21 protein-coding genes are annotated in these 24,726 nt (G+C 45.1%); 9 read left to right on the top strand and 12 right to left on the bottom strand.

Annotation, left to right across the window (positions count from 1 at the left end):
* Positions 1-21: 21 nt before the first annotated feature.
* Together ACFPIB_RS12820 and ACFPIB_RS12825 are read right to left on the bottom strand one after the other, a co-directional pair.
* Complete coding sequence (locus ACFPIB_RS12820) at positions 22-513, bottom strand: methylated-DNA--[protein]-cysteine S-methyltransferase (protein WP_378017858.1); 492 nt, start codon at positions 511-513, stop codon at positions 22-24.
* Between the two features lie 107 nt (positions 514-620).
* The gene (locus tag ACFPIB_RS12825; RefSeq protein ID WP_378017859.1) at positions 621-1,340 is read right to left on the bottom strand and encodes a T9SS type A sorting domain-containing protein; all 720 of its coding nucleotides are present in this window, start codon (positions 1,338-1,340) and stop codon (positions 621-623) included.
* A gap of 160 nt (positions 1,341-1,500) precedes the next feature.
* On the opposite strand from ACFPIB_RS12825, the gene ACFPIB_RS12830 reads away from it, so the two are divergent.
* From ACFPIB_RS12830 to ACFPIB_RS12845, 4 genes are all read left to right on the top strand, one after another.
* Complete coding sequence (locus ACFPIB_RS12830) at positions 1,501-3,594, top strand: T9SS type A sorting domain-containing protein (RefSeq protein ID WP_378017860.1); 2,094 nt, start codon at positions 1,501-1,503, stop codon at positions 3,592-3,594.
* 76 nt (positions 3,595-3,670) lie between these two features.
* Complete coding sequence (locus tag ACFPIB_RS12835; RefSeq protein WP_378017861.1) at positions 3,671-4,192, top strand: TlpA family protein disulfide reductase; 522 nt, start codon at positions 3,671-3,673, stop codon at positions 4,190-4,192.
* Positions 4,193-4,291: 99 nt separating this feature from the next.
* Positions 4,292-5,935, top strand: coding sequence for a DUF6029 family protein (locus tag ACFPIB_RS12840; RefSeq protein ID WP_378017862.1), 1,644 nt, complete (start codon positions 4,292-4,294; stop codon positions 5,933-5,935).
* 11 nt (positions 5,936-5,946) lie between these two features.
* Positions 5,947-6,849 carry an Omp28 family outer membrane lipoprotein gene (locus ACFPIB_RS12845; protein ID WP_378017863.1) on the top strand — a complete coding sequence of 301 codons (903 nt, stop codon included), beginning with the start codon at positions 5,947-5,949 and terminating at the stop codon, positions 6,847-6,849.
* Positions 6,850-7,038: 189 nt separating this feature from the next.
* Here ACFPIB_RS12845 and ACFPIB_RS12850 read toward each other — a convergent pair whose 3' ends face one another.
* The 7 genes from ACFPIB_RS12850 to ACFPIB_RS12880 form a co-directional block, all read right to left on the bottom strand.
* On the bottom strand, positions 7,039-7,512 hold the full coding sequence (locus tag ACFPIB_RS12850) for a DUF1569 domain-containing protein (RefSeq protein WP_378017864.1): 474 nt from the start codon (positions 7,510-7,512) through the stop codon (positions 7,039-7,041).
* 109 nt (positions 7,513-7,621) lie between these two features.
* The gene (gene trxA / locus ACFPIB_RS12855; protein WP_378017865.1) at positions 7,622-7,951 is read right to left on the bottom strand and encodes a thioredoxin; all 330 of its coding nucleotides are present in this window, start codon (positions 7,949-7,951) and stop codon (positions 7,622-7,624) included.
* A gap of 341 nt (positions 7,952-8,292) precedes the next feature.
* Complete coding sequence (locus ACFPIB_RS12860; RefSeq protein ID WP_378017866.1) at positions 8,293-8,673, bottom strand: hypothetical protein; 381 nt, start codon at positions 8,671-8,673, stop codon at positions 8,293-8,295.
* Positions 8,670-10,052 (bottom strand): PAS domain S-box protein, encoded by a 1,383-nt coding sequence (locus ACFPIB_RS12865; protein WP_378017867.1) that lies wholly within the window; start codon positions 10,050-10,052, stop codon positions 8,670-8,672. The genes ACFPIB_RS12860 and ACFPIB_RS12865 overlap by 4 nt, the downstream gene beginning before the upstream one ends.
* Before the next feature lie 317 nt (positions 10,053-10,369).
* Positions 10,370-11,374, bottom strand: coding sequence for an alpha/beta hydrolase (locus ACFPIB_RS12870; protein WP_378017868.1), 1,005 nt, complete (start codon positions 11,372-11,374; stop codon positions 10,370-10,372).
* 142 nt (positions 11,375-11,516) lie between these two features.
* Positions 11,517-12,305: an alpha/beta hydrolase gene (locus tag ACFPIB_RS12875; RefSeq protein WP_378017869.1), complete on the bottom strand. Its 789-nt coding sequence runs from the start codon at positions 12,303-12,305 to the stop codon at positions 11,517-11,519.
* Between the two features lie 325 nt (positions 12,306-12,630).
* The gene (locus ACFPIB_RS12880) at positions 12,631-12,852 is read right to left on the bottom strand and encodes a CsbD family protein (RefSeq protein WP_378017870.1); all 222 of its coding nucleotides are present in this window, start codon (positions 12,850-12,852) and stop codon (positions 12,631-12,633) included.
* 17 nt (positions 12,853-12,869) lie between these two features.
* On the opposite strand from ACFPIB_RS12880, the gene ACFPIB_RS12885 reads away from it, so the two are divergent.
* Together ACFPIB_RS12885 and ACFPIB_RS12890 are read left to right on the top strand one after the other, a co-directional pair.
* Positions 12,870-13,052 carry a hypothetical protein gene (locus tag ACFPIB_RS12885; protein WP_378017871.1) on the top strand — a complete coding sequence of 61 codons (183 nt, stop codon included), beginning with the start codon at positions 12,870-12,872 and terminating at the stop codon, positions 13,050-13,052.
* Positions 13,053-13,113: 61 nt separating this feature from the next.
* Complete coding sequence (locus ACFPIB_RS12890) at positions 13,114-13,257, top strand: hypothetical protein (protein WP_378017872.1); 144 nt, start codon at positions 13,114-13,116, stop codon at positions 13,255-13,257.
* A gap of 116 nt (positions 13,258-13,373) precedes the next feature.
* Here ACFPIB_RS12890 and ACFPIB_RS12895 read toward each other — a convergent pair whose 3' ends face one another.
* The gene (locus ACFPIB_RS12895; RefSeq protein WP_378017873.1) at positions 13,374-14,075 is read right to left on the bottom strand and encodes a hypothetical protein; all 702 of its coding nucleotides are present in this window, start codon (positions 14,073-14,075) and stop codon (positions 13,374-13,376) included.
* Between the two features lie 503 nt (positions 14,076-14,578).
* Here ACFPIB_RS12895 and ACFPIB_RS12900 point away from each other — a divergent pair.
* Complete coding sequence (locus tag ACFPIB_RS12900; protein ID WP_378017874.1) at positions 14,579-15,643, top strand: DUF3644 domain-containing protein; 1,065 nt, start codon at positions 14,579-14,581, stop codon at positions 15,641-15,643.
* Between the two features lie 32 nt (positions 15,644-15,675).
* Here ACFPIB_RS12900 and dnaE read toward each other — a convergent pair whose 3' ends face one another.
* Positions 15,676-19,311, bottom strand: coding sequence for a DNA polymerase III subunit alpha (gene dnaE / locus ACFPIB_RS12905; protein WP_378017951.1), 3,636 nt, complete (start codon positions 19,309-19,311; stop codon positions 15,676-15,678).
* A gap of 287 nt (positions 19,312-19,598) precedes the next feature.
* Here dnaE and ACFPIB_RS12910 point away from each other — a divergent pair, with 287 nt between their 5' ends.
* Positions 19,599-20,192 carry a hypothetical protein gene (locus ACFPIB_RS12910; RefSeq protein ID WP_378017875.1) on the top strand — a complete coding sequence of 198 codons (594 nt, stop codon included), beginning with the start codon at positions 19,599-19,601 and terminating at the stop codon, positions 20,190-20,192.
* A gap of 164 nt (positions 20,193-20,356) precedes the next feature.
* Complete coding sequence (locus ACFPIB_RS12915; RefSeq protein WP_378017876.1) at positions 20,357-21,694, top strand: MFS transporter; 1,338 nt, start codon at positions 20,357-20,359, stop codon at positions 21,692-21,694.
* A 100-nt stretch (positions 21,695-21,794) separates the two neighbouring features.
* Here the strand turns inward: ACFPIB_RS12915 and ACFPIB_RS12920 are convergent, their stop codons facing one another.
* Positions 21,795-24,191 (bottom strand): LysM peptidoglycan-binding domain-containing protein, encoded by a 2,397-nt coding sequence (locus tag ACFPIB_RS12920; protein ID WP_378017877.1) that lies wholly within the window; start codon positions 24,189-24,191, stop codon positions 21,795-21,797.
* Positions 24,192-24,726: the final 535 nt, after the last annotated feature.

Consider the following 24,726-nt stretch of genomic DNA (forward strand, 5'->3'; position numbering starts at 1 on the left):
CCGTTTTGGGAAGAAATATGATCAGGTAAAGAGTTCGGTTTGCTTTGAAATTCCTTCGAATTGCAGCAGCCATTTTTTGCGCCACAGGCCGCCGGCGTAACCCGTTAAACTGCCGTTGGCGCCAATTACCCGATGGCAGGGCACCACAATGGCCAGCGGATTTTTGCCGTTCGCACTTCCCACGGCGCGGGTATAAGTTGGTTCGCCGAGCTGCAAAGCTACATCCAGATACGAGCGCGTTTTTCCAAACGGAATGGCGTTTAAATGTTGCCAGACCTTTTGCTGAAATTCCGTACCGTTTGGCGCTAAATTCAATTCAAATTCCCGGCGTTCACCTTTAAAATATTCGGAGAGCTGCTGATAACAATTCTGCAGGCACGCCGGAATTTCCGTTGGAAAAACGGTAGGGTTTTCGTCTAAAAAAGTGACCTCTGTAATTCCAGCTTCGGAGCCTGCTATTTGCAACCAGCCAAGAGGAGTTTCCAGGTAAGCGGTATTGATATCTTCTGGCATAGGAATGAGTTTTAGGCGGGAAAAAGATACGGTTTTTGGCTGAGGTATAAAACAAAAAAGCAGCCCGGAAATATTTCGCGGGCTGCTTTTTTGTGAAAAGATAAAAATTAATGCTTTACAACCAGTTTTTTAGTGGTAAGCGAGCGGTTATCTACCTGCAGCGTGTAGAAATAAATGCCGCTTGGCAAGCCGGAAGTTACCAGCATAATAGCGCCTTGTTTATCTGAAAGATTGATCTCTTTTACCAGACCACCAATGGCGTTGTATAATTTTATTTTGCTGTTGCGTGCGTTGGCCGGCAGGTTGTAACCAATGGTAGTCATGTCGTTAGCCGGGTTTGGTGAAGGCATGCTGATGGCATTGCTGGCATAGAATGCTCCTTTAACGCCGGCAACCGTAGTGGCATCGTACACAATGGTAGTATGCACAGAATCTGGTGTTGGTGAATTTGCCCGGAAGAATGAGTAACGGATAGTAGTTTTACCGGCATTTCCTTTCGGGGAATAATCGGCATAGAACATGCTGTTTGTAGCGCCTGCTGCAATGGTCTCAATATCCGGCGACACATCTACATTAGGAAAATAGCACTGCGTCCAGCAAAATACGTTCTCAGAACCGGCAACTTCTGAAATCACTTTGCGCGCCACCTGAACATCGATGCTCTGGTTGCTGATGTTCACTACAGAAAGCCTGGCAGTTAACGGCAATACGCCGTTGTATGGCCCCGTAATGGTTGTAGCATGAGTCGGGATCTGCATGGTTGTAGATTGTGCAGAAGCGACATTTATAGAAAATGCGGCAAAAGCAAGAAGTAACAGTTTTTTCATATATTAACGATGTTTTTTTTGTAAATTATGTCGCAACAGTATTTGTGCTATTGTCTTGATTCTCAGTTGTAAAAAAAGAATTACGATTTATTTTCAAAGATGTTAAAAAATTATTTAATTTACAAAACCTTAACGTGTAACTTTAATAATTCATCACCCTATGAAGAAACTTTTACTTACGTTGGGCGCATTTATGGCGCTCTCGGCTGCCCAGGCACAGTATTATTATGTGCCTCATAAAGGCTCGAATCCCGGAACTTTAAACGCAGATCCGGAATATCCGGTAAACGGTGGTTTACCTGCCGACTGGACTACGCTGGTTACGGGTTCGGCTTCTACGCTTACTACACCGGTTTGGAGCAGTAACGTTACTTTGCCATTTAGTTTTTCGCTGAACGGTACTTCTTTTACTACTTATAAAGTATCTACCTCAGGAGTATTGACTTTTGATATTGCAGCAACGGCCGTGCCATCTGTAAACAATGTGGCTCTGCCAAGCGCCAATATTCCTGATAACTCAATCATGGTTTGGGGGCTTTATGCCAATGCCGGCGATTTTATTGTAACCAAAACATTTGGTACTGCTCCAAACCGTCAGCACTGGATCCAGTTCAACTCTTATAGCCAGACCACCAATCCAGCAGTAGGTTATACTTACTGGAGCATTGTACTGGAAGAAACTACCAATAAAGTTTACATTGTAGATCAGCGTTCTGCCGGTGCATCCATGGGCGTAACGGCTGGTATGCAGCTTAACAGCACTACTGCTTTCCAGGTAAACGGTTCACCAAACCTGAACAGCCGCACGCTAGCATCTTCAGATCCGGCTTCTACGGATAATACTTACTACGAATTCCTGGCAGGTACCCAGATCACTTACGATCTCGAAACGCTGGTACTGAATACTCCTCCAAAACTGGCTATTTCGCGGGCTCCATTCACAATTTCGGGCAATTTATGGTCGAGAGGATCAGCACCGGTTACTTCCTTCGATCTGAATTATAAAGTAGGTAATAACCCTACTGTAACTTCTAACATTACTGGTGTAAATATCGGAAGCTATGGTGGCTATAATTTTACCCACCCAACAGCCTGGAACCCGGGTGCAATTGGTACTTACCCAATTAAAGTATGGGCCAGCAACATTAACGGAAACGCAGATCAGAACCATGCTAACGATACAATACAGCTTTCTGTAAGTGTTGAGCAATCGCCGCGCACTACCGTTAACGAAGTGTTTACCAGCTCTACCTGCCCGCCATGCTTGCCAGGTAACGCAAATATCAGTAATGTAACCCACAAACATCCTGGTACGACGATCCAGATCAAATATCAGCAGAACTTCCCGCCTCCAGGCGATGATCCGTATCAGACCAATGAATCTATTGCCCGCAGAAATTACTATGCTGTAAACTCTATTCCGCAAATGCGTCCTGATGGCGGGGTGAAATTCAAAACACCACTGGAGTGGGGTTCAACCCAAAGTGCATTTAATGCTAATGGTTATTCTGAGGCATTGTTGAACAAATATTACAATGTTCCGGCTTCCATTTTAGTAGATGGCGAATTTTACATCGATCCGGTAGATAGCACAGTTACTGCAAGAGCTTTGATTACACCGTTTGCGAACGTGACCAGCAATAACCTGGTGCTTCATACTGTAATTACTGAAAGACATACCGTAAGAAATTTCCGCACGAACGGCGAGACAGATTTCTATGATGTAGCGAAGAAAATGCTGCCGGATGAGAATGGTTTGCCAATTGCAGCCTTGGTTAATGGCCAGCAGGTAAAATATACCAACGCATTTGCAATGAACTACAACGATTACACGCTGCCGTTTACAAAGTTTGCCGTTACACCAAACTTTGTTGAAAACATGGATAGCTTACAGGTTGTTTTCTTCGTGCAGGATAAAAACACCAAAGAAGTATTCAACGCCGGTATGGGTAAAAGAGTATCGCAGCCGCTAGGTGTTTCTAAAAACTTAGAAGCTGTAGCTCAGGTAAATGTTTATCCAAACCCTACAACCGGTAAAGTAAACATCGCCTTTACGCCGGAAAAAGCTGGAAAAGCGACGCTGGAAATTTACAATGCTGTCGGTGCCCGCGTTTGGAACACTACCATCAGCGCGGCTGAAGTAAATGGCAAACGAATTGATGCCGATCTTTCTAACCAGCCAAACGGTTTTTACTTCCTGAACCTGAAATACGGTGACAAGGTATTAACCAAGAAAATCGTACTGATCAAATAAATACCAATTAAAAGGAACCGGCTGCCAACGTAGCCGGTTCTTTCTTTAACTGTCAAAAAAATTGCTATCCTTTATCATGAAAAAAGTATTTGTTAGCCTTTGCCTGAGTTTACTGGTGTTTGCAGCCCAGGCTCAAACTACCGATAACGCCCGCAAACTGCCTGCTGTAGATGTAAAAACCCTCGATGGCAAAACTTTTAACACTTCGCAGTTAAGCAACAACGGCAAACCGGTTATCATCAGTTTCTGGGCTACGTGGTGCAAACCTTGTATTTCGGAGCTGATCAATATTTCTGATGTGTATGAAGACTGGCAAAAAGAAACCGGCGTGAAGCTAGTAGCTATTTCAATTGACGATGTGCGCAACGCTGCTAAAGTTGGCCCGCTGGTAAACGGCAAAGCCTGGACCTACGATGTTTATTTAGATCAGAACCAAGACCTGAAACGCGCTTTGAACGTGAACAACGTGCCGCATACGTTTCTGTTGAACGGCAACGGCGAAATTGTATGGCAGCATAATGCTTATGCCGAAGGCGACGAAAAACACCTGTACGAACTGGTGAAAAAAGTTTCGGTTGGAGAAGCGATAAGCCACTAACAAATACTGACTTTTTAAGGCTGAAATGCTACCGTTTTGGTGGCATTTTAGTTTTTGCAGCAATTTTATTTTTATTGTTATTATTCATTTTTACTCATTTTGAAACGTATTGCTCTTTTGGGTTTGCTGGCCGGCGCATTTTTTATGCCGCGTTTAAGCCAGGCCCAGCTTTTCCAGGATGCCCAGATCCACGGCGATTTCCAGCTCGATGCCCAGTATTATAAAGAAGACGAAGCCATTGGTGCGCCGGAAGTAAAAGAACGTCTTTTATCGAACGGGTTTGCCAACTTTATTTTTACGACCGGCAATTTCAGCGCAGGTGCGCGTTACGAAAATTATCTTAATCCGCTGCAGGGTTTCGACCGGCGTTACGAAGGTTCGGGTATTCCGTACCGGTACGCGTCTTTTCAGAAAGATAATTTCGAGATAACGGCCGGTAATTATTACGAACAATTTGGCAGCGGTTTAATTTTCCGGGCTTATGAAGAGCGTGGTTTGGGTTTAGATAATGCCATGGACGGTATTCGCGTGAAATACATGCCAATGCGCGGCGTTCGTCTGAAAGGCGTAATTGGTAAGCAGCGTGCGTTTTTTGAACTCGGCGAAGGCATTGTGCGCGGTGCGGATGCAGAAGTTACTATCAATGAATTAAGCGATAATTTATCGAACCTGAACACTAATATTACCATTGGCGGTAGTTTTGTGAGCAAGTACCAGGCCGACGATAACCCGGATTTTAATTTGCCGGAAAACGTAGGCGCCGGCGCAGCGCGCATCAATATCAACAAAGGCAACGTGAACCTGTACGGCGAATACGCTTACAAAGCCAACGACCCTTCGGCAGCCAATAATTTCAATTACCGGCCGGGGCAGGCTTTGCTTTTAACGGCCAGCTATTCGCAAATGGGGCTGGGTATTTCGGCGGGAGCCAAGCGCGTAGATAACATGGATTTCCGTTCCGACAGAAATGCTACCGGCACGGTTTTGCAAATGAATTTCCTGCCGCCGCTTACCAAGCAACACACCTATAATTTACCGGCTTCTATTTACCCGTATGCCACCCAGCCGCTCGGCGAAATGAGTTATCAGGGCGAAGTGAGCTATAATTTCAAACGTGATTCGCCGCTGGGCGGAAAATACGGAACCAACATTGCCGTTAATTTCTCTACGGTAAAAAGCATTGAAAAAGATTCTTTGCATGATGAAACTACCAAACGCCAGATCTATGATTCTGATTTCTTTAAATTTGGCGATGAAGGTTATTTCAGCGATTTTAACATAGAGCTGCAAAAGAAATTTTCTTCGAAACTGAAAGCCACGTTGACGTATCTGAATTTTTACTACAACATTGATGTGGTGCAGGGTTTGGTTGGTCACGGTAAAGTACGCGCCAATATGGCCGTTGCCGATGTAACCTATAAATTCAACTCCACACATTCGGTTCGTACAGAGTTGCAAACGCTGCAAACCAAAGACGATCATGGCAGTTGGGGAATGGGTTTGGTGGAATATACCGTAGCGCCGCATTGGTTTGTAGCTGTGCTCGACCAGTATAACTACGGCAACCCGGAAACTGACCAACGCATTCATTACATGACCGGAACTGTGGGTTATAACCGCAATACGAGCCGCATTTCAGCCACTTACGGGCGCCAGCGCGCGGGCATTGTGTGCGTGGGTGGCGTTTGCCGCAACGTTCCGGCTTCCAACGGTTTGTTAGTTTCTATTACCAGCAGTTTTTAAGAGTTTTTAGCATGAAAAGCATAGCGTTTTATATTGGAATTTTAGGCTTGGGCAGCGCCCTTTTTTCGGCCTGCGATGTAATTGATAACCCGGTTCCGGCCCCGGAAACCAAACCTGCGCTGAGCGCCACACTGGCATTGGATTCGGCGGAAGCGGCGCATGATTCTATTAACGGTCCGGTAGCGCCGATGCAGAAAGTTTTGCTGGAAGATTATACCGGCCACCAGTGCGGAAACTGCCCCGATGCAGCCACATTGGCACAGGCACAGCAAGGCAAACATGGAGAAAAACTTGTTGTAATGAGCGTGCACGCCGGTTATTTTGCCGATACGCTGAAAGGTGCGCCCGGTACCAAATACACCTATAACTTTGCTACTAAAATCGGCGAAGAATGGATGAAGGATTTTCAGATAAACGCGAATCCGAATGGCATGGTAAACCGCGTGCCTTATTCCGGAAGTGCCAGATACCAGGGCATGGCTACCTGGCCGGCGGCTATTGATGCTGAAATGGCCAAAACGCCGCGGGTGGCGCTTACTGTTACCGCGCTTTACAAACCGGAAACCCGGGTTGCCAACATAAAAGTGCGGAGCAAATACTTAAGCAACCTTTCCGGAAAATATAACCTGGGCGTTTACATTACCGAAGACAGCATTGTGAACTGGCAGAAAAACTACAAAACCAGCCCGACCGATATTCCGGATTATGTGCACCGGCATGTATTGCGTGCTGGCCTGGATGGCGCTTATGGACGTTTGAATGCTGAGAACCCAACAAACGGCGCTGTGCAGGAAAAGTATTTTGCCATCACGCTGAAAGATACCTGGAAAGCTAAAAAATGTGCGGTAGTTGCTTTTATTTTCAATGAACAAACGGATGAAATTATTCAGGTAGAAGAAGTGCATTTGTATTAGAATTTTCACCTGGATCAAGAAAAAAGCCGCAGCAGAATTCCTGTTGCGGCTTTTTTTATGGTTGCAGGTGGCATACTTTTTTAGCCCAAAACCATAGCGTTTTGAATTTTGATTGGCTGCTCTCATTGCCGTCTGCTTTAGCTGACGGTTTTGATTTTAAGTTTCAATTGGTTCCGGTATTTAAATTTTCTATTCAACCAAGCCGAACTGCTTAAAATGATGCTGAAAATGCTTGCGCTGAAATTGGAGCCATTCTTCGTAATTCAGTCTGCCAAAAAATGGATGCACCGGTTTGGCTTCCGGGTTTTCGGCGAAGAATTTATAGAAACCTTCCAGGGCGGCGAGCAATTTGGTTTTGGCCGTGTCCAGGTTTTCGAAACGCAGTGCGGGTGGCGTATCGCCTACAAAAGGGTTGGGAATATCGCGGTCAAAAGGTTTATCGCTTTTTAAAAATTGCAGGTAGGCCGGTAGTTTGTCTTCGGGTGTAATAACCGGAATTTCCTTTTTGGTGCTTACAATTACCAACGTATTGCCTAAATGTTCGAGTACGTGCTGGGCAGTCATTTTTCCCCAGTGCGGCTTTGAGTCTTCCGTGAGTTTTTCGAGTAAAAAAGGTACCGTTTTCAGATCGAAAGCAGCAGGAGATAGTTGGGTATTTTCCATGGTTTTCGGGTGCAGTTTTTAGCGGCTTTAAGATACCGTTTTTCTGAAACAAAAAAGTCTCCCGATAAACTTCCGGGAGACTTTTTCAGCTTAAAACGATAGCGTTTTATTAGGCAGTTACCTGCGCATCGAGTTTTTGAGCCAGTACGTTTTTAGGCACCGCACCAACTTGTTTGTCTACCACCTGGCCGTTTTTGAAAACCAGCAGGGTAGGAATGCTGCGGATACCAAATTTGGCAGAAGTCTGCGGGTTGGCATCTACGTCTACTTTACCAATAATGGCTTTGCCTTCATATTCGCCGGCCAACTCTTCTACCACCGGGCCAACCATGCGGCAAGGTCCGCACCATTCTGCCCAGAAGTCAACTAAAACCGGTTTATCAGAATTGATGATCTCTTCGAAGTTCGCGTCGGTAATTTCAATTGCTTTATTTCCCATAACGAGGATTTTTATAATGAATGAATGATTTACAATAATACGACTTTATACGGATTACTGCGGGAACGTTCACAAAAAAATAGCCAAAGTAAAAAGCTGCCAATATGGCCGGAAGGTGTTTGGATATGGTACCTGGAAATGTGTGCGGTTTCAAGCTGTGCAAAGTAAAGTCAAATTCTATTGTCAAATTCTATTTTGTAGCACAGTATTCCGGCTGTGCTGGTCTGAGTCACTATTATAAAAACTGCAAAAGAAGAGTACTTTCTGCAGAAAAACAGAGCGGAAAACGCTATGGTTCTGAGCTAAAAAACTAAGCCAGAATTTTCTTAAACAACTTCATTTTACTTCGTTTTCCGACAATTGTTCACGTTAGCGTCTTTTTCCAGAACCAGTTCAAAACCAGAATCGAAATAAAGAATGAGTTTGGTATGCGTTTCATCCATGGTCATGAGGTTGGTAATAATGGAATTGACGCGTTCATTTTTGCTCAGATGGAACATTACCTGCGGATTATAGATCATTTCCTGTTCCCTTTTCATTTCCCAGTGGCCTCTGCGTTTTGTACCGTTCTGGGCCGTAAATATGTTGTTTTTCAGGAAACGGATGCATTGGAAAGCAATAAAACAATGGCTCGCGCTGCTGGCGTTAAACATGCGGTTCTTCACCCGCCAGGTTCCCAGCAAGTGTTCTTCATTCACGTCGTCTAACTTAATATAGCTCATTTTTTTGCTTGCAGCGAAGCCAGTTGTTTTTCTAGTTCCTCAATTTTTGCCAGGTTGGCTTTATTGGTTTTTTCCAGCTCCAGGTTCCGGAAGGTTACCCGGGTTTCCAGTTCGTCGTAAGCGCGTTGCAGGTCTGAGGTGCGTTCCTGAACCAGTTTTTCCAGGCTGTTATTCAAATCTTTCAGGGCATTTTCGGCTCTTTTGCGTTTCGAAATATCGTGGCCAATAACCGAAGCCGCTATAATGTTGCCTTTGCTATCGGTAACCGGCGAAACCGTAATGGATATTTCTATCAGGTTGCCTTTTTTATGCAATCGCTGGGTTTCAAACTGCCTGATCGCTTCGCCGCTTTTTATCCGGGCCTGTAATTCCAGTTCTTCTTCCCGCCGGTCTTCCGGAATCAGGATACTTCTTTTCTTGCCAACCACTTCTTTTTCGGTATAGCCAAATACTTTCTGGGCGCCGCGGTTCCAGCTCAAAATCTCATCATCCATCGAAACACTATAAATGGCATCGTCCGAAGATTCTACGATCAGGGCGTATAAAGCCAGTTGTTCCTCAATTTTTTTGCGTTCGAAGTAAGTAGGAATGTCGTAGGTCGCTTTTTTGTCGTGTTCTTTGCTGACTTTTTTGGTGAACCGTTCCAGATGTTTCTCAATCTTATGCGGCGGCGACATAATGAACGTGCAATGCTCATCGCCTTTGGCCCTGCAGGTTACTTCTACAGCGGTAAGCGGAATGCCAAAACTCTCTTCGCTCCAGCCCGACGAATAACCGGCATTCATGCTGCAGACCGGCGTTTTCGATTTTTTGCCGGCCTGTAACCAGGAATCTGCCTCGAAAGAATATGGGTGGCGGTAGATCAGGTAAAAATTTTCGTCGGGCGAAGGTTTACTTTGCGGCAGAATATCTACAAAAGCCCAGCCCGAATACGCAAAATGTACCGGCCCGGCGGCCAGCTTGGCAATCGGATCCTGGAGGTTCATTTTAGAATGAAAATTTACCGCGTCGTTTTTCCCGATCAGGTGCGCAATATCGAAGAGGAAATTTTTGCCAATATTCAGGGCTTCCACTTCGCCGCGGTCGGCGTACATTTCCTGAATTGTGGTTAAAAAATCGTGAGCCAGGGCCGAAGCGCGCACCAATACATACCGTTGTTCGTTAATCTCGATGCTGCCGTGGGTAGGGTCCATTTTCAGATGACTGAAATATTCGCCTACGGTTTTCTGGGCCTGGTCAAAAAGCGACTTGAATTTTTTAGGCACCATAACGGTATCGCCAACGAGCGAAAAAGTCTGGGCTTTCTGCAATTCCGCATATTCGTCTTCTAACGTTTTAAGGCGTTTTTTCAGATTGCTGATATTTTCCTTCTGACTCATAATTGCTGCTTTTTATAATGCGACCTTTGTTTTGTATTCTGACCAGGAAATACAATTTTATACGAAGCCCGTTATTTTTAGACGCAGGAATTACTTTGAAAAGCAGCCGGAGCAAAGCAGCAGTTTTGGCAGTAAAAAGGATAGCGTTTTGCAAAATGAAATAGCGCAGCAATCCGGAAACGATTTGCTGCGCTATGCTGGAATAGAATTTATGATTTAACTTACTGCGTCTGGCGTTACAAAACCGGAATCCGGAATTTGAATTGCCGGAAAACGGTAGGGATTTTATCTGAAAAACTAATGCTTTTATGTACTGATCAGAATTCACCCGGCCGTAAATATTGCCGGAGTTCTGCGGCCGCATGTATAAAAAGCGAACGCGTTTGCGGAATATTGGCTAAACCGTTCAGCAACCCGAAATCGTGGATAACGCCGTTGTACCGAATGCACGTTACTTTTACGCCAGCTTCATCCAGTTTCCTTCCGAAAGCTTCGCCTTCGTCGCGCAGAATATCGTTTTCTGCAACCTGGATCAGGGTAGGAGGCAGGCCTTTTAATTGTTCTACGGTAGCTTGTAAAGGAGCATTAAACCTTTCTTTTCGTTCTTCTTCCGTGGCGTACATATCGTACATCCATTTCATTAAAGGTGTAGTAAGAAAGCGGTCAGCGCCAAATTGCTGGTAAGATCCGGTTTCGAAATTTGCATCCACAATAGGCCACATCATGATCTGCAGCTTAATTTCCGGACCGTTATTTTCTTTGGCTTTCAGGCTGGTTACGGCGGTCATATTTCCGCCCACGCTGTTGCCTACAATGGCCATGTTCTTACCGTCCACGTTCAACTCCCGGCCATTTGCTGCCACCCATTTAGTTGCCGCAAATATCTCGTTTATGGCAGTTGGATATTTTGCATCTGGCGTGCGGGTATATTCCACAAAAACGCTGGCACAGCCCGATAAAACCACCAGATCGCGCACCATGCGCTTATGCGTCGGAAAATCGCCCAAAACCCAGCCGCCGCCGTGAATGAACATGAAAACAGGCAACGTTTCCTTAATTCCTTCCGGCCGGACCAGGTAAAGCTTTATGGAATGGCCTTCGGTTTCGATATTTTTCTCGGTAATTTCTATACCGGAATAATCAACATCTACGCCGCTTTGAGCATCTTCCAGCACTTTACGGGCATCTAAAGGCGGTAACGTTTCCAAACCCGGACCACCCGTATTCAGGCCTTTTAAAAACGCTTTTACTTCGCGGGAAAGGTTCGGGTCGGTTGCCCAATCTTTTACTTTTGCATTGTTCGATGCAACAATATTTTCCATAGTTTCTAGTTTGTAAAAATGAAGAATTGAATACAATTGAAGCGGTTGATAACCAATGGTTGCAGGGAGTTGAAAAAGCAATCGTTATTGCTTTCTTTCAGAAAACGCTATGCTTTTCAGGGTAAAAACTCAGATGGGAAAGTTAATGTTTGCTGAGCCAATCCAGAATGTAATCGGCGTCTTCTTTCCAGGTAGGCAGGCCTAAAACAAAATGGTTGCGGCCTTCAAACTCTTTATAATCGAGCACCGAACCGCTTTCTTTGTAATGTTCAAAATTCCGTTTATTCAAATGCGCAGGAATAAGGTTATCGAGGCTGCCAGAAGTAATGAGCAAAGGCGGGTGCGGCTTTTTAAAATCTATTGATGCGGAATGTGTTAAGCCCCCGCGCACCACGGTTTTCGATTCCGGAATAGCGAATTTTTCGTAACTGGCTTTTTGCTCTTCCAGCGACATTTCATTGGCAAACGCATATTGCCAGTCTTCAAACGACATCAGATAGGTTTCGTCGGTAGATGTAAGCAGCCCGAACGCTTTCCAGCCGGCTTTCAGGAACGAAAATTCATAGGGCAGAATTCCCTGCGGCGGCGCCGGATGAATAGCAACGCCTGCCGCCGCCAGATCGTGGTTTACAATTATTTGCGTAACTAAGCCGCCAAAGGAATGCCCGATCACGATGGGTTTTTCCGGAAAACTTTGTACTACTTTTATGTAGGAATCTATTACTTCGTCTATGGTAAGGCGCGCCAGATCTGTGTCGTTGGGTTGGCGGTTGCGGAGTTCTTCGGCAGTTTCGGCATCTTTATAAGGCCAGGGTGGTGCTACGGTGTTATAGTCTTTGCTCTGAAAATAGGTCTGCCATTCGTCCCAGCAATGATGGGTTACAAAGGCGCCGGTTATGAATACTACATTTTTGTTTTCACTGACTTTCATGTTTTCCTGATTAAAACGGTATAGAAATCTGGCAAAAAACTGAAAGCAGGCGCGAGGTTGCGATCGTAATTATACCATCCGTAGTAATACAAGCGGCAACCGTAATAGTTTAAAGCAGAAAGACTTAATTAAGCAAGGGTTCAGGAATGATAGGTAAGCAAAATAAATTCAGAAGTAAAACGCGCCGGAAAGGTAAGCAAGAACTAAAAGCACTTGGAGGTACTGAGTTAAGCTAGGGTCAAAATGAAAAAAACTCCGACACCATTTAAAAGGGCCGGAGTTTTCTGGTTGTTTTTCCTTCCGTTTCGGGCAGAAAGAGAATAATTTACAAACCTTGGATCCAGGCTTTTACATCCTGGGCGGTTTTGCCTATTTTGTTGCCGATCTTACCGAACCATTCTTCCTGTTTGCCTTCGGCATATTCCAGGTCGTCGTCGGTTAACTGGCCGTAGCCCTGGCGCATTTTGCCTTTCAGTTCGGTCCAGTTGCTGCGGGCTCTTAATTCTGCTGCGTCGTTATCGAAATCGTTATTCAGATTATTGTCCATGATCTTTAATTTTAGAAATGAATAATACAGGAACAAACGCGGCAAAAGGGAATAAGTTATCTGAAATTCCAGAGGGAAAGGGAATTTGTGCGAATGGAAGTTGCGGTAGTTTTAATGTTTTTTATGCCGTAATTGGTAATTTCAGGGTTATTTCCCAGTTTACCGGGACGGTGCTTTTTGTTGATAAAAATATCGTCTAAGGAAGAAGCGTTAAAACAAGAATCCTGAAATGAAGTAATTAAAGTAAAACCAAACTGAACGATGACCAGAGCAAGTGACCAGCAAAAGAAACAACGCCAGAAAGAATTCCTGGAAAGAAAAGCGCACCAGGAAGCCCTGAAAGCAGAGGCGAAGAAGGCGAAGCGTGATGCAGCGAAGAAGGAAGAAAGTGAAGGAAAGGAATAATATAGTTTAGCTGATCGACTTTTTAGGGGCTTTTGCCTAACGTTTTTGCGGGATTAGAAGTAACCATCGCTCTTTCGGATGAATACCCTCGAAAGAGTGAGGGTGAGGTCAAAATCTTAAAAAGGCAATGAATCTTCTTCTGAAGCATCGCCTTCTTCAAATTCGTAATCCGTTTCGTAACCGGCCGGGAAAATGCGGCGGTCGCAAGGCTGGTCTTCAAAAGAAACGAAAGAGTTTTCATCGGTACGGAGCCAGCCGTCCATGGCGTGGTCTTCCAGGTAATTCAGCAGGATCGGATCGTGGGCTACCAGGTCTTTCAGGGGCATTTCTACCAGCGGAATATAATCTTTATGTGGTACCGGTATTTCGGAAACGCTATAGAAAACCCGCCCAAAACTCATAGGCTGCTCGCTTAAGGTATTGTAAAAGTAGCCTACCTTTTCTTTGCCATACAGGATCTTCTCCGAAACGCTTACGGTTAAGTTATTGATGTTCCAGCCCAGGTTGCCGCGCACCCGATGGATATGTTTGGCTTCGAACCAGATAATGCTGCCCGCTTTAAAGAACAAACCATCTTCTTCCACTTTTCCTTTTATCCGGTTTTCCTGCACTTCCAACACCTCCACGTAAAAGCTATCTCCGGTTAAATAATCTTCCCGGTGACCGCCGATCAAATCGCAGCCGGGGTGGTAGAAAATTTCCAGAATAACCGAAACGCCGGGCTCCAGGTTGTAAGACTGCCCTTTCCAGGTGTAGTTATTTTGCAGGGAATAAAGTGTTTTTACCGGAAAAGGGGCGGGGCTGAATAAATTATGCATAAGCGAAGCTGCAAAGTGGTAGGTATAAAGATACAAACTTCAAGCTCTTTTTCTATGCTTTTGCGGTTACAACTTAGTGGTGAAAAACGATAGGGTGAAAGGGTTAAAAAGTATTGGCTGGTTGCGATGATGTGGATTTATGGTGCTGATAAGTGCTGATTCGGATTTATCAATCCTAATCCTTCCTGTGGCGGGTCTATTGACCCGCGTGTGCTTGCTAACGTGGGCACGGGGATTGATAAATCCCCGGCAGGTGGCATCCGGACAAAGATGTCCGGATGAGCGACTTTTTAGGGGCTTTTGCCTAGCGTTTTTGTGGCATTAGAAGGAGGTTTATTTTGATTGTAAATCCGAAAAAGACAGGGGTATATCCTTTTTGGCAAATTTTGAATCTACTTAATTTTCTGTGCGCCAGAAAAATAAACGCACTAACATGATTCAAAGTATAAAATATTTGTTTAAGTTTATATTGAATTTTAAGGAGAAAAATTTGAATAAACGATATGGAAAACCTTGGGAAAAGTACTTTTCTAAAATTATGTAAGACTAAACGGAAATCGCCTGTCGCCAAAACTTTACTTAATAGTGCTGTTGCCCATATGACTGCAGCAATCGAAATACAGAATAAACCATACTTTCCTCATCGTTATGAGATTGTTTCAGAATTAGCAATTACAGCTTGGGAAAAAGCACTTAAATCATTTCTTTACAGAAAGCATATAAAGATTTTCAAAAGCAAGACCAGAACGAAAGAATTTAAGGATTGCCTATTAGCTGTTAAGAATAAACTTGATTCAAAGTTTGACGCTACATTTGAAAATTTAAATGTGCTCTATGATTACAGAAATGAAGCAATTCATTTTCATGGGGAAAGTTTTGGGCCAATAATTTTTGCGATTCTAACCGAATCAGTCCACCAATTTGCTAAGTTTTTACAAAATCAATGTAGTAGAAATCTTTTCTCTGAAAAAGATTTGGGATTAATGCCAATTGCATATCAGCGGCCTTTTACGCCCGAAGATTTTCTGACTCCATTTTCAGCAAGCCAAAACGCGTCTGCTGAAGTAAGAAAGTTTCTAAAAAGCATTGATGAAGCAGCCCAAAGATTAAATGCATCAGGTAACAAAGATTCGGTTCTGGTTCAATTTAAAGTTGTGCTTCAAAGTGTAAAGAATGCTAATTTAGCTGATCTTGCTGTTAGAGTTGATAATTCAAATACAGAAGCAAATACCTTAAAAATTGTTAGAGAATTAAAAGGTGGAATTCAAATCACTACAAATAAGAATGCTGCACTAGTGAAAATAGATGAGGTTGCTTTAATGGAGGCTGGATTTGATTTAACTTATGGAGATATAAAGAAATTTGTTAAAACTTCTTTAAAACATGTTAAGATAAATTCTCAATTCCATGCTTTGATGAAAAAATTGGAGACTGATCCAAACAATTGCTATCAAAGACCCCAAAATCCATTTAAACCTGATGGACCCAAAATGAAGCTTTACAGTGATTTAATTTATCAAGCTTTAATTAATCATTATCCCGAACCAGATTCACAAGAAGCTGCATAAACAAAAAGGCCTTCCAAACGGAAGGCCTTTTTCTATATCAACTTATACGTCCCCAACTCACTACCCTTCAAATGCTGAATAAACGATTTCGGCTCGATCCGGTACTTCCTGGAAAACAATTCCACGGCCAATCTTTCCTCTGGCGAGGTTAACTGCAATTCAAACTTCTTCTGTCCCGGACAAGCCTGCAAAGCCATTTCCAGACGGTCAATAGCTTCGGAGGTTACCAGCCGGATATCCATATCCAGGCGCACGCCGTTAGCCATTTTTTCGGTGATGTCGCCGAGGAGCTGGATGCTGGTTGGTTTCAGTTCCCACTGGTCTTCGGTTTTGTAGCGCAGCGTTACTTTGCCTCTTATAAACACGTACATTCCTTCCCGCAAATACGACGCATATTTCAGGTAATCTTCCCCGAATAAGGCCATTGGCAAGGTAGCATCGTAATCTTCCAGGTTGAAAAGCGCGAACGGATTTCCTGATTTAGCCGCCGTACGAATTTGCACGTTGGAGATCATTCCGGCTACGGAAATATCGCGGTTCTTGAACTCTTCGATCCTGTCAACGCCGCAGGTGCAATAGGAATCTATTTCGAGCTGGAACTGGTCTAAGGGGTGGCCCGACATATAGAAACCTACCACTTCTTTTTCGCGGCGCAGTTTTTCGTTCTGGCTCCATTCCGGCATATCGGGTACGCGCGGAAGCGGCATTTCTACCGTTCCGCCGCCAAATAAAGATTGCTGCGCAGCGCCTAATTCGGCCTGGTATTGATTACCAAAACGAACGGCTTTTTCTATTAAGTTAATGCTTTCGCCTTCGGCAACTTCAATGTATTGCGCGCGGTGGTATTTTTCAAACGAATCGAAACCGCCGGCCTGGGCCACGCTTTCGAAGGTTTTCTTATTTACAGCCCGCAAATTCACGCGCTTCGCAAAATCGAAAATATCTTTGTAGGGTCCGTTCTTTTCGCGTTCGCTTAAAATTGCTTCTACGGCTGCTTCGCCGGTTCCTTTCACCGCACCTAATCCAAAACGGATCTGGCCATCCTGGTTCACGTTGAATTTGAAATCCGATTCGTTCACGTCCGGGCCCAAAACCTGAACCCCCTGCTTGCGCGCTTCCTCAATAAAGAACGTCACCTTTTTGATGTCGTTCATGTTGTTGGTAAGCACCGCCGCCATGTATTCGGCCGGGTAATGCGCCTTCAGGTAACCGGTCTGGTAGGCCACCACCGAGTAAGCTGCCGAGTGCGAACGGTTAAAGCCGTACTGGGCGAATTTCTCCATCACGTCGAAAACTTCGGACGCTTTCTTGGCTGGAATTTTATGAATTTCGCCGGCTCCTTTAATGAACTTTTCGCGTTCCTCGGCCATCTTTTTCATGTCCTTCTTACCCATCGCACGGCGCAGTAAGTCGGCGCCGCCGAGCGAGTAACCGGCCAGGATTTGGGCCGTTTGCATGATCTGCTCCTGGTACACCATAATACCCTGGCTGTAATTCAGGATCGGTTCAAGCAGGTCGTGCGGGTATTCCACCTCTTCGCGGCCGTGCTTCCGGTTAATGAAGTTCGGAATGAACTGCATCGGTCCCGGCCGGTAAAGGGCGTTCATGGCAATCAAGTCTTCAATGTTGGTCGGCTGAAGATCTTTCAGGTACATCCGCATGCCTTCGGACTCGAACTGGAACGTACCGATGGTGTCGCCACGCTGGTAGAGTTCGTAGGTTTTCAGGTCGTCCATCGGGATGTTGTCGATGTCGATTTCGATGCCGTGGTTTTTCTTGATCAGCGCCATCGCATCTTTAATGATGGTCAGGGTTTTAAGCCCTAAAAAGTCCATCTTCAGCATGCCCGCACTTTCAATTACCTTGCCGTCGAACTGGGTAACGAGCAGGTCGGAATCTTTGGACGTGGAAACCGGGATGTACTTGGTAATATCGTCGGGCGCAATGATTACCCCCGCCGCGTGAATACCGGTGTTCCGTACCGAGCCTTCCAGGCGTTCGGCCAATTGCAACACTTTCGCTTTCAGGTCGGAGCCGCCGCGAATGGTTTGCAGTTCCGGCACTTCGGCGAAAGCTTTGGCCAGCGTGGTGCCCGGCGCGTCCGGCACCAGTTTGGCTAGTTCGTTCGCTTCGTTCAATGGTAATTCAATGCTTCGGGCTACGTCTTTAATACTCGATTTGGCCGCCATTGTACCGAACGTGATGATCTGCGCAACCTGCGTTTTGCCGTATTTATCAACCACGTAGTCGATCACCTTCTGGCGGTTCACGTCGTCGAAGTCAATATCGATATCGGGCATTGAAACCCGTTCCGGATTCAGGAAACGCTCGAACAGGAGGGAGTATTTTATCGGGTCGATGTTGGTGATACCGATGCAATACGCCGCCGCAGAACCAGCCGCCGAACCCCGGCCCGGACCCACCATTACGCCCATTCCGCGGCCTTTATTGATGAAATCCTGGGTGATGAGGAAGTAACCGGCAAAACCCATCGTCTCGATGATGCGCAGTTCGTAATCGAGGCGTTCTTCAATTTCGGGCGTGATTTCGCCATAGCGTTTCTTGGCGCCTTCGAAGGTTAAGTGACGGAGGAATGCATCGGCGGTGGGGTGTTCCGGCGGAAGCGGGAAGTTGGGTAGTAAAATGTCGCGCTTCAGTTTGGGCGGCGTAATTTTATCTACAATTTCGTTCGTGTAATCTATCGCCTGCGGCACGTCTTTGAACAGTTCGTTCATTTCGGCCTGGGTCTTGAAAAAGAACTGGTCGTTGGGGAAACCGAAGCGACTTTGCGGACGCGGTTTCTGGGTTTCTTCCTGAATGCGGTAGAGCTCACGGCGCACGTTTTCGTCGCGCGAATATTTTCGCTCGATGTTGTCAAGGTGGTCGTAAATTACTTGGTTATCGGAGGTTAGGCAGCGAAAATATTTGGTCTGGAAATCGCCGACCGGTACGCTCACGTTTTCGCCGGTGTTCACGCACAGCAGAATGTCGTGGGCGTTCCAGTCCTGCTGGTCCACGTAATGCGAATCGTTGGTGGCAATAACGGGCACATTGTATTTCTTGCTCCACTTCAGCAGAACCTGGTTTATGTCTTCCTGGCTTTTGCCGGTGCCGTCGATATTCTGCAAACCGTGGCGCTGGATCTCGATGTAATAATCTTCGCCAAACAAATCGAGCCACCACTTGAAAATTTCTTCGGCTTCTTCCTCGCTTTTCCAGAGAATGGCCTGCGGCACTTCCGCGCCAATGCAGCAGCTGGTAGCAATCAAACCTTTGGAGTATTGCTGCAGCAGTTCCTTATCGATGCGCGGCCATTTGGAGTACAGACCCTCTATGTAGCTCATCGAGCAAAGCTTGGCCAGATTCTGGTAACCTTCCTGGTCTTTGGCAAGCAGCAATTGGTGGTGGCGCACATCTTTCTGCTCTTTGCTGAAGGTTTTCTGATGGCGGTCGGCTACAAGGTAAAATTCGCAACCCACAATTGGCTTCACGTTGTATTTATTCGCTTCGGCCACAAAGTTGAAGGCCCCGAACATATTGCCGTGGTCGGTCATGGCAACGGCTTTCATGCCGTCGGCCTGCGCTTTTTTCATGAGCGCGGCAATGCTGGCCTGGCCGTCGAGGAGGGAATACTGGGTATGGCAATGAAGGTGGCTGAAATCTGGCACTTTCTGGTTAATTAGAAATTCAAAATTCAAAATTAGAAATTAGAAATTAGAAATGCGGGGCACTTTTTCGGGCTAAAACCATAGCATTTAAACAATTAGGTTTGGGCTGGCTGCGGGCATTTCTGAACCTTAAAATTACGCAAAATCGGGCGGTTTCGGAAATGGGAAAGCGGGAGTTTTGCGTGATTTTAGAACACGGGTTTTGGGGGAAGGGTTCGGGGTTTTGTAAGACTTTGCAGAAAGTTGATTTTAATAAATATCTTTAGAATTGAATGTTAAACTGATTTATGGAAAATCTGGAATATCTAAATAGAGAAATTATTGAGCCATTGGCCAAATGCATTGGTTTAAGATTAGACAAGATAGTTTATTCAGATTTTGGAAGTCAGGAGGAGTTAACGACAGACAATGATGGTGTAGATATAATTTCTTATCAGGCGATTTTGAAGTTTGAAAGTGAGAAAAGAATTTACTTTTCCTGGAATTCTGTTTCCGTTTGGGATCATTATACAATCAGCGTTTCTGAAAAGACCTTTATTGAAAAAGATCCAGATCAGGTGTACGAGGTAAAATCAAAATTTACAAGGTTTCTTGTTGGAAAGCAATTGACTGGTTTTGGAATCTTTGGTTATCAAAAGAATCAATGGACTGAAACTCATGAAAATGGAAAGAAAATAGTTAAGACTTTTTTTAATCAACCTCATTTGATAGTCCTTGATATTGAAGGGATGCTCTTAGGGTTTGCTAATTTTTACCGTGAAGAGAATTTCGTACCAAAGCTTCCAATGGGTGATGATGTTTGGGTGATTTATAGTGAAGATCATATTAATAACTATATTGAGATTTTTGGATTTGAAGAGTTGTATAAATATTCAAAATAACTTTTTGGTCAGAATGTGTTTATGTTACTTTTTTGCTTAAAAACCTTATCGTTTTTTTTATTCTAAAATCTGTTAAAAACGCTATCCTTTTCACCTCAAAAACTCAAAGTCACCAAACCAATGAATTTTCGTAAGCTGTAAAGTTGTTTCAGAATTCGCATAAAATGCCAGACCTTACCAATCCTGCTCCGGAATCAAAATTCAGTGCCATGTTCCGGGCCTTGAAATATAGAAATTACCGTTTGTTTTTTATGGGCCAGGGCGTTTCCTTAATCGGCACCTGGATGCAGCAGGTAGCGCTGAGCTGGCTCGTTTACCGATTAACAGATTCCGTTTTTCTGCTGGGCATTTTAGGTTTTGCCAGCCAGATCCCGTCGTTTTTGCTGGGGCCTTTTGCCGGTGTAGTTTCCGATAGAAGGAATAAGCACCGCATTTTACTCGCCACGCAAACCTTTTCGTTGATCCAGGCTTCTACGTTGGCGGCGTTGGTTTTAACCGATCAGATCACGGTGCCCATTATCATTGCTTTGAGCGTTTTCATGGGCATTATCAATGCCTTCGATATTTCGGCGCGGCAATCGTTTGTAATTGAACTGATCGAAGACCGGAACGATATCAGCAACGCCATTGCGCTAAATTCTTCCATGTTCAATATGGCACGGTTAATTGGTCCGTCGGTGGCGGGTTTGGTAATTGCGGCGGTAGGCGAGGGGATCTGTTTTCTGGGAAATGCGGTGAGTTACATTGCGGTTTTGGGTTCGCTACTGGCAATTAAAACCACGCCGGTTATTTCAGAGAAAAAGCAGTTGCCGGTTTTCCAGAGTCTGAAAGAAGGTTTTAGCTATGCCTTCGGTTTTGCCCCGATAAGGAGTATCATTTTGCTCATTGCCAGCATCAGTTTATTTGCCATGCCGCTTACCGTTTTAATGCCGGTTTTCGCCCGCGATGTGCTGCACGGAAATGCGAATACCATGGGTTTCCTGATGGGCGCTTCCGGAATCGGGGCTTTAACGGGAGCTTTGTTTTTAGCGCAACGGAAATCGGTGTTGGGTTTGGGCAACATCATTATCCGGGCGACGGTTTTGCTGGGCGCGGGACTTATTGCCTTTTCATTTTCAAGAATTATTGCGCTTTCGCTGTTCTGTATGTTGTTTACCGGTTTTGGGATGATCGTGCAAATGGCGAGCTCCAATACCATTCTGCAAACCATTGTGGACGATGATAAACGCGGCCGCGTGATGAGTTTTTACTCCATGGCTTTCCTGGGCATGGCGCCATTTGGTAGTTTGCTGGCCGGAGCTTTGGCCGAGGTAGTGGGCGTGCAATATACCTTGCTCATTTGCGGCATTCTGGTGCTGGCCGCTATTACACCGTTTGCCATTCAACTACCCAAAATGCGGAAGCTCGTAGATCCGATCTATCAGCGTTTGGGTATTATTCCGGAGGTTGCCAAAGGTTTGCAAACCGCCGATGCGCTGACTACGCCGCCAGAGGAACAATGAATTCGGTTAAAAACAGTATGCTTTTCACCTGAAAAACCCGAAAACAAAAATGGCCGACCATTCCTGATCAGCCATTCTCAATTCGTAATTCTTAATTAAATTAATTCCGGCTGCTGCCAGGTTTCGAACGGATGTAGAGTTCATCGCCGGCGCTCACGTTGAAATCGGCTTTGTTGTTCCACTCCATAATTTCTTTTATGCTTACGCCATATTTCCGGGAGATCTGGTACATGCTTTCGCCTTCGCCTACGCGGTGCGTAATATTCACCACGGTTCCTTCGGCTACTGGTTTGTCGGGGCCAGTTACAGTGAGCACAGGCATAGCCAGTTGTTTTTCGCCGGTAACTTTCAATTCCTGACCAATAGATAAAGGTTTTTCACCTAATTCATTCCAGTATTTCAGGTCGGAAGGGGTAACGCCGTATTTTTTAGAGATGCTGTAAAGCGTTTCGCCTTTGGCAACTTTGTGCGACGTAGGTTTGGTTTGCGCTACAGTTTTCTCCACTTTTTTATCCGGAATCGATACCGTTTTTGGCGCCGAAGCCGTAACCGGATCTTTTAAAACTACTTTCGGCTGTTCTTTTACCGGTGCGGGCGCTGGAGCAGGTTCGGTAACTTTTTCCGCAGACGCTACGAAGCTGGCAGAATCATCTTCAGGCTTGGCAATCGGTTCAGCTAAGATCACTTTTTTGGCTGGTTTTGCTACCGTTTTCGGGTATAAAACGGTTGCTTTTTCCGGAGCAGTTTCTGTTTTCGGAGTTTCAATCGGTTTGGAATCTACCAGTATTTTTTCTTCATCAATTGGTTCTGTTTCTGAAACTGATGTCTGCACAGATCCCGTTTCGGCTACAATATCAGGCGTAGTTTCGTTGGCGGCGCTTACTTCTTCGTCCAGGTCGTTGTGATAAGCAGTTTCTGCGGCAGTGGTTTTAGCTGGCGTTTCAGGCGTTTTGGTTTTAGTAACTTTCGGTTCCGGATTCAGATCGAGGGTTTCTTCGAAAACGCTGCCACCAACCTGAGCAACTTCCGGTTGTTTTTCCGGTACGTTCAGCGCGGCACCGGCTTTGTGAAACGTATTCGATGCCGTTTCTTTTATGGTTATTAAAGCCGAAGAGCCGTTTTTAGAATTGGTGCCGGCAAATGGTTCAGCCTGTTTTGTAGAAATTTTATGCGTGATCTGAACCGGATTTGAAGGCGTTAAAGGTTGTGGTGTTTTCTGAATTTCTTTCTGCTCTATGCGGCGGTATTCTGCGGCAATATTGGCCGGACGCGTTTGCTGCAACCAAAGAACCCGGCCGGCAACCAGTGCTTCACCTTTTTTCATGCGGTTTTTGCTCAATATGCTTTTCAACCGGATGCCATATTGCTGGGAAATACCTGCTAAGGATTCGCCGGGTTGCGCTACGTGATTTTTTACATTGGCGCGGGTATGTTTTTTCTGCACGTAATAAACCTGGCCCGGTACAATTTCCTCGAAGCTGTACATGTCGTTCAGTTTCAGGAATTTTTTAGTACCCATGCCAGCCTGCAAAGCCAGTTTATCTTTGGTATCGCCGGCCTGGGCAACAATAACTTTCAGGCCGTTCATTTTTGCGAATTTCGGTTTGCCAGGTTCCTGCGAAATGGATTTGTTTATGATAACCGGAGCAACCAGTTCTTTCGGGCCCGAGGCAACTGCGGTATTAGATGCCAGTGCGCCGGAAACCGGAATGAAAACGGTATAATCTTTATCGGCCGGAACGGTGCCGCCCAATAACCAGCGGTTGTATTTCTCGAGTTCTACCGGATCGGTCTGGTTAGCCAAAGCAATTTCTCCTAAGCTTAAACCCGGCGTAGCCCGCAGTTCTCTTAACGAAATAGTTGGCGCCGGATTTTTACCTACGGCATTTTCGAAAGCAATTTTATGTGCTAAAAATGTCAGGAAATAAACGTGCGTTTGGTCGGTAATGCGCATGTCTTTGCTATCAGTATCGCCGGGGCGGGCATAGGCTTTGGCGCCCGTAAAACCCATGTAATACGAAACCAGCGCGTTTATCCAGTTTTTATAATAAGCGTTGCTTTGAATGAAATATTTGGCGGCGCCGCGCGAAGCTTCCACAATGTGGCGACGTTCGTCGATGTTCGGGTTTACGGCCAAACCAAAATCCAAAGCAGTTTCTTTTTTGAATTGCCAGAAACCTTCAGCTTTGCTCGTAGAGATGGCATCGGGCACCAAACCACTTTCCTGAATGGCCAGGTATTTAAAATCGTCGGGCAGACCGGCTTCGCGGAAAACGCGCTCAATGATAGGGAAATACGTATCGGCGCGGTCTACTTTCTGTTTGAAATAAGTAGGATTTTTGAGCAGCGCATCTACGTTCTTCTGGATCTTTTCTCGGGCATTCTTATCGATGCTCAGGTGAATATCGGCAAAATAAACGTTATCGGGTACCAGAATTTGCTGGCCTTGTACCGAAGTAACAACCAGGCTTACGAGAATTACCAGATACTTTTTCATAGCTGCATTTTATAAATTGTGAACGCTGCACCGTGCATTTTTAGCGTGATGCTACAGCGGCAAATTGCACCAGATTCAGGAAGGGAATTCGGCGCATGTTGACAAAATACCGGATTTTAAATCTGATTCTGAATTTTGAAGCTGATTACTTCTCTACAATTTATCTACACGTTTTCCACAAACAGCCTTAAAGCCTTGGTAGAGCCCGATTATGACAAATTTCAGCTGGTTAAGAAGTTACCAATTTTGAGTGTTCAGTTTTGGAAATGCAGGCAGGGCTTGCTCGAGTTTTGGAAGGAAAAAGGTTAGCGTTTTTGATCGCTTGTAAAAAGGGATTTTCAGTTTTCGCTGAATTTTTGAGATGGAAAGGATACCGTTTTACTTCGTCATCTCGACGATAGGAGAGATCTCATCATGTTGGTAGTTTGGTTTGCTATTGAGTTTTTCACTTAAAAAGGATAGCGTTTTCATAGCCAACTTTCAACTCTAAACTATTGACTCTTAACTTCTGAAAGAGCTTTCTCCCTCAAGCCGG

The sequence above is a fragment of the Adhaeribacter terreus genome (genome assembly GCF_042657365.1).
Taxonomy (GTDB): domain Bacteria; phylum Bacteroidota; class Bacteroidia; order Cytophagales; family Hymenobacteraceae; genus Adhaeribacter_A; species Adhaeribacter_A terreus.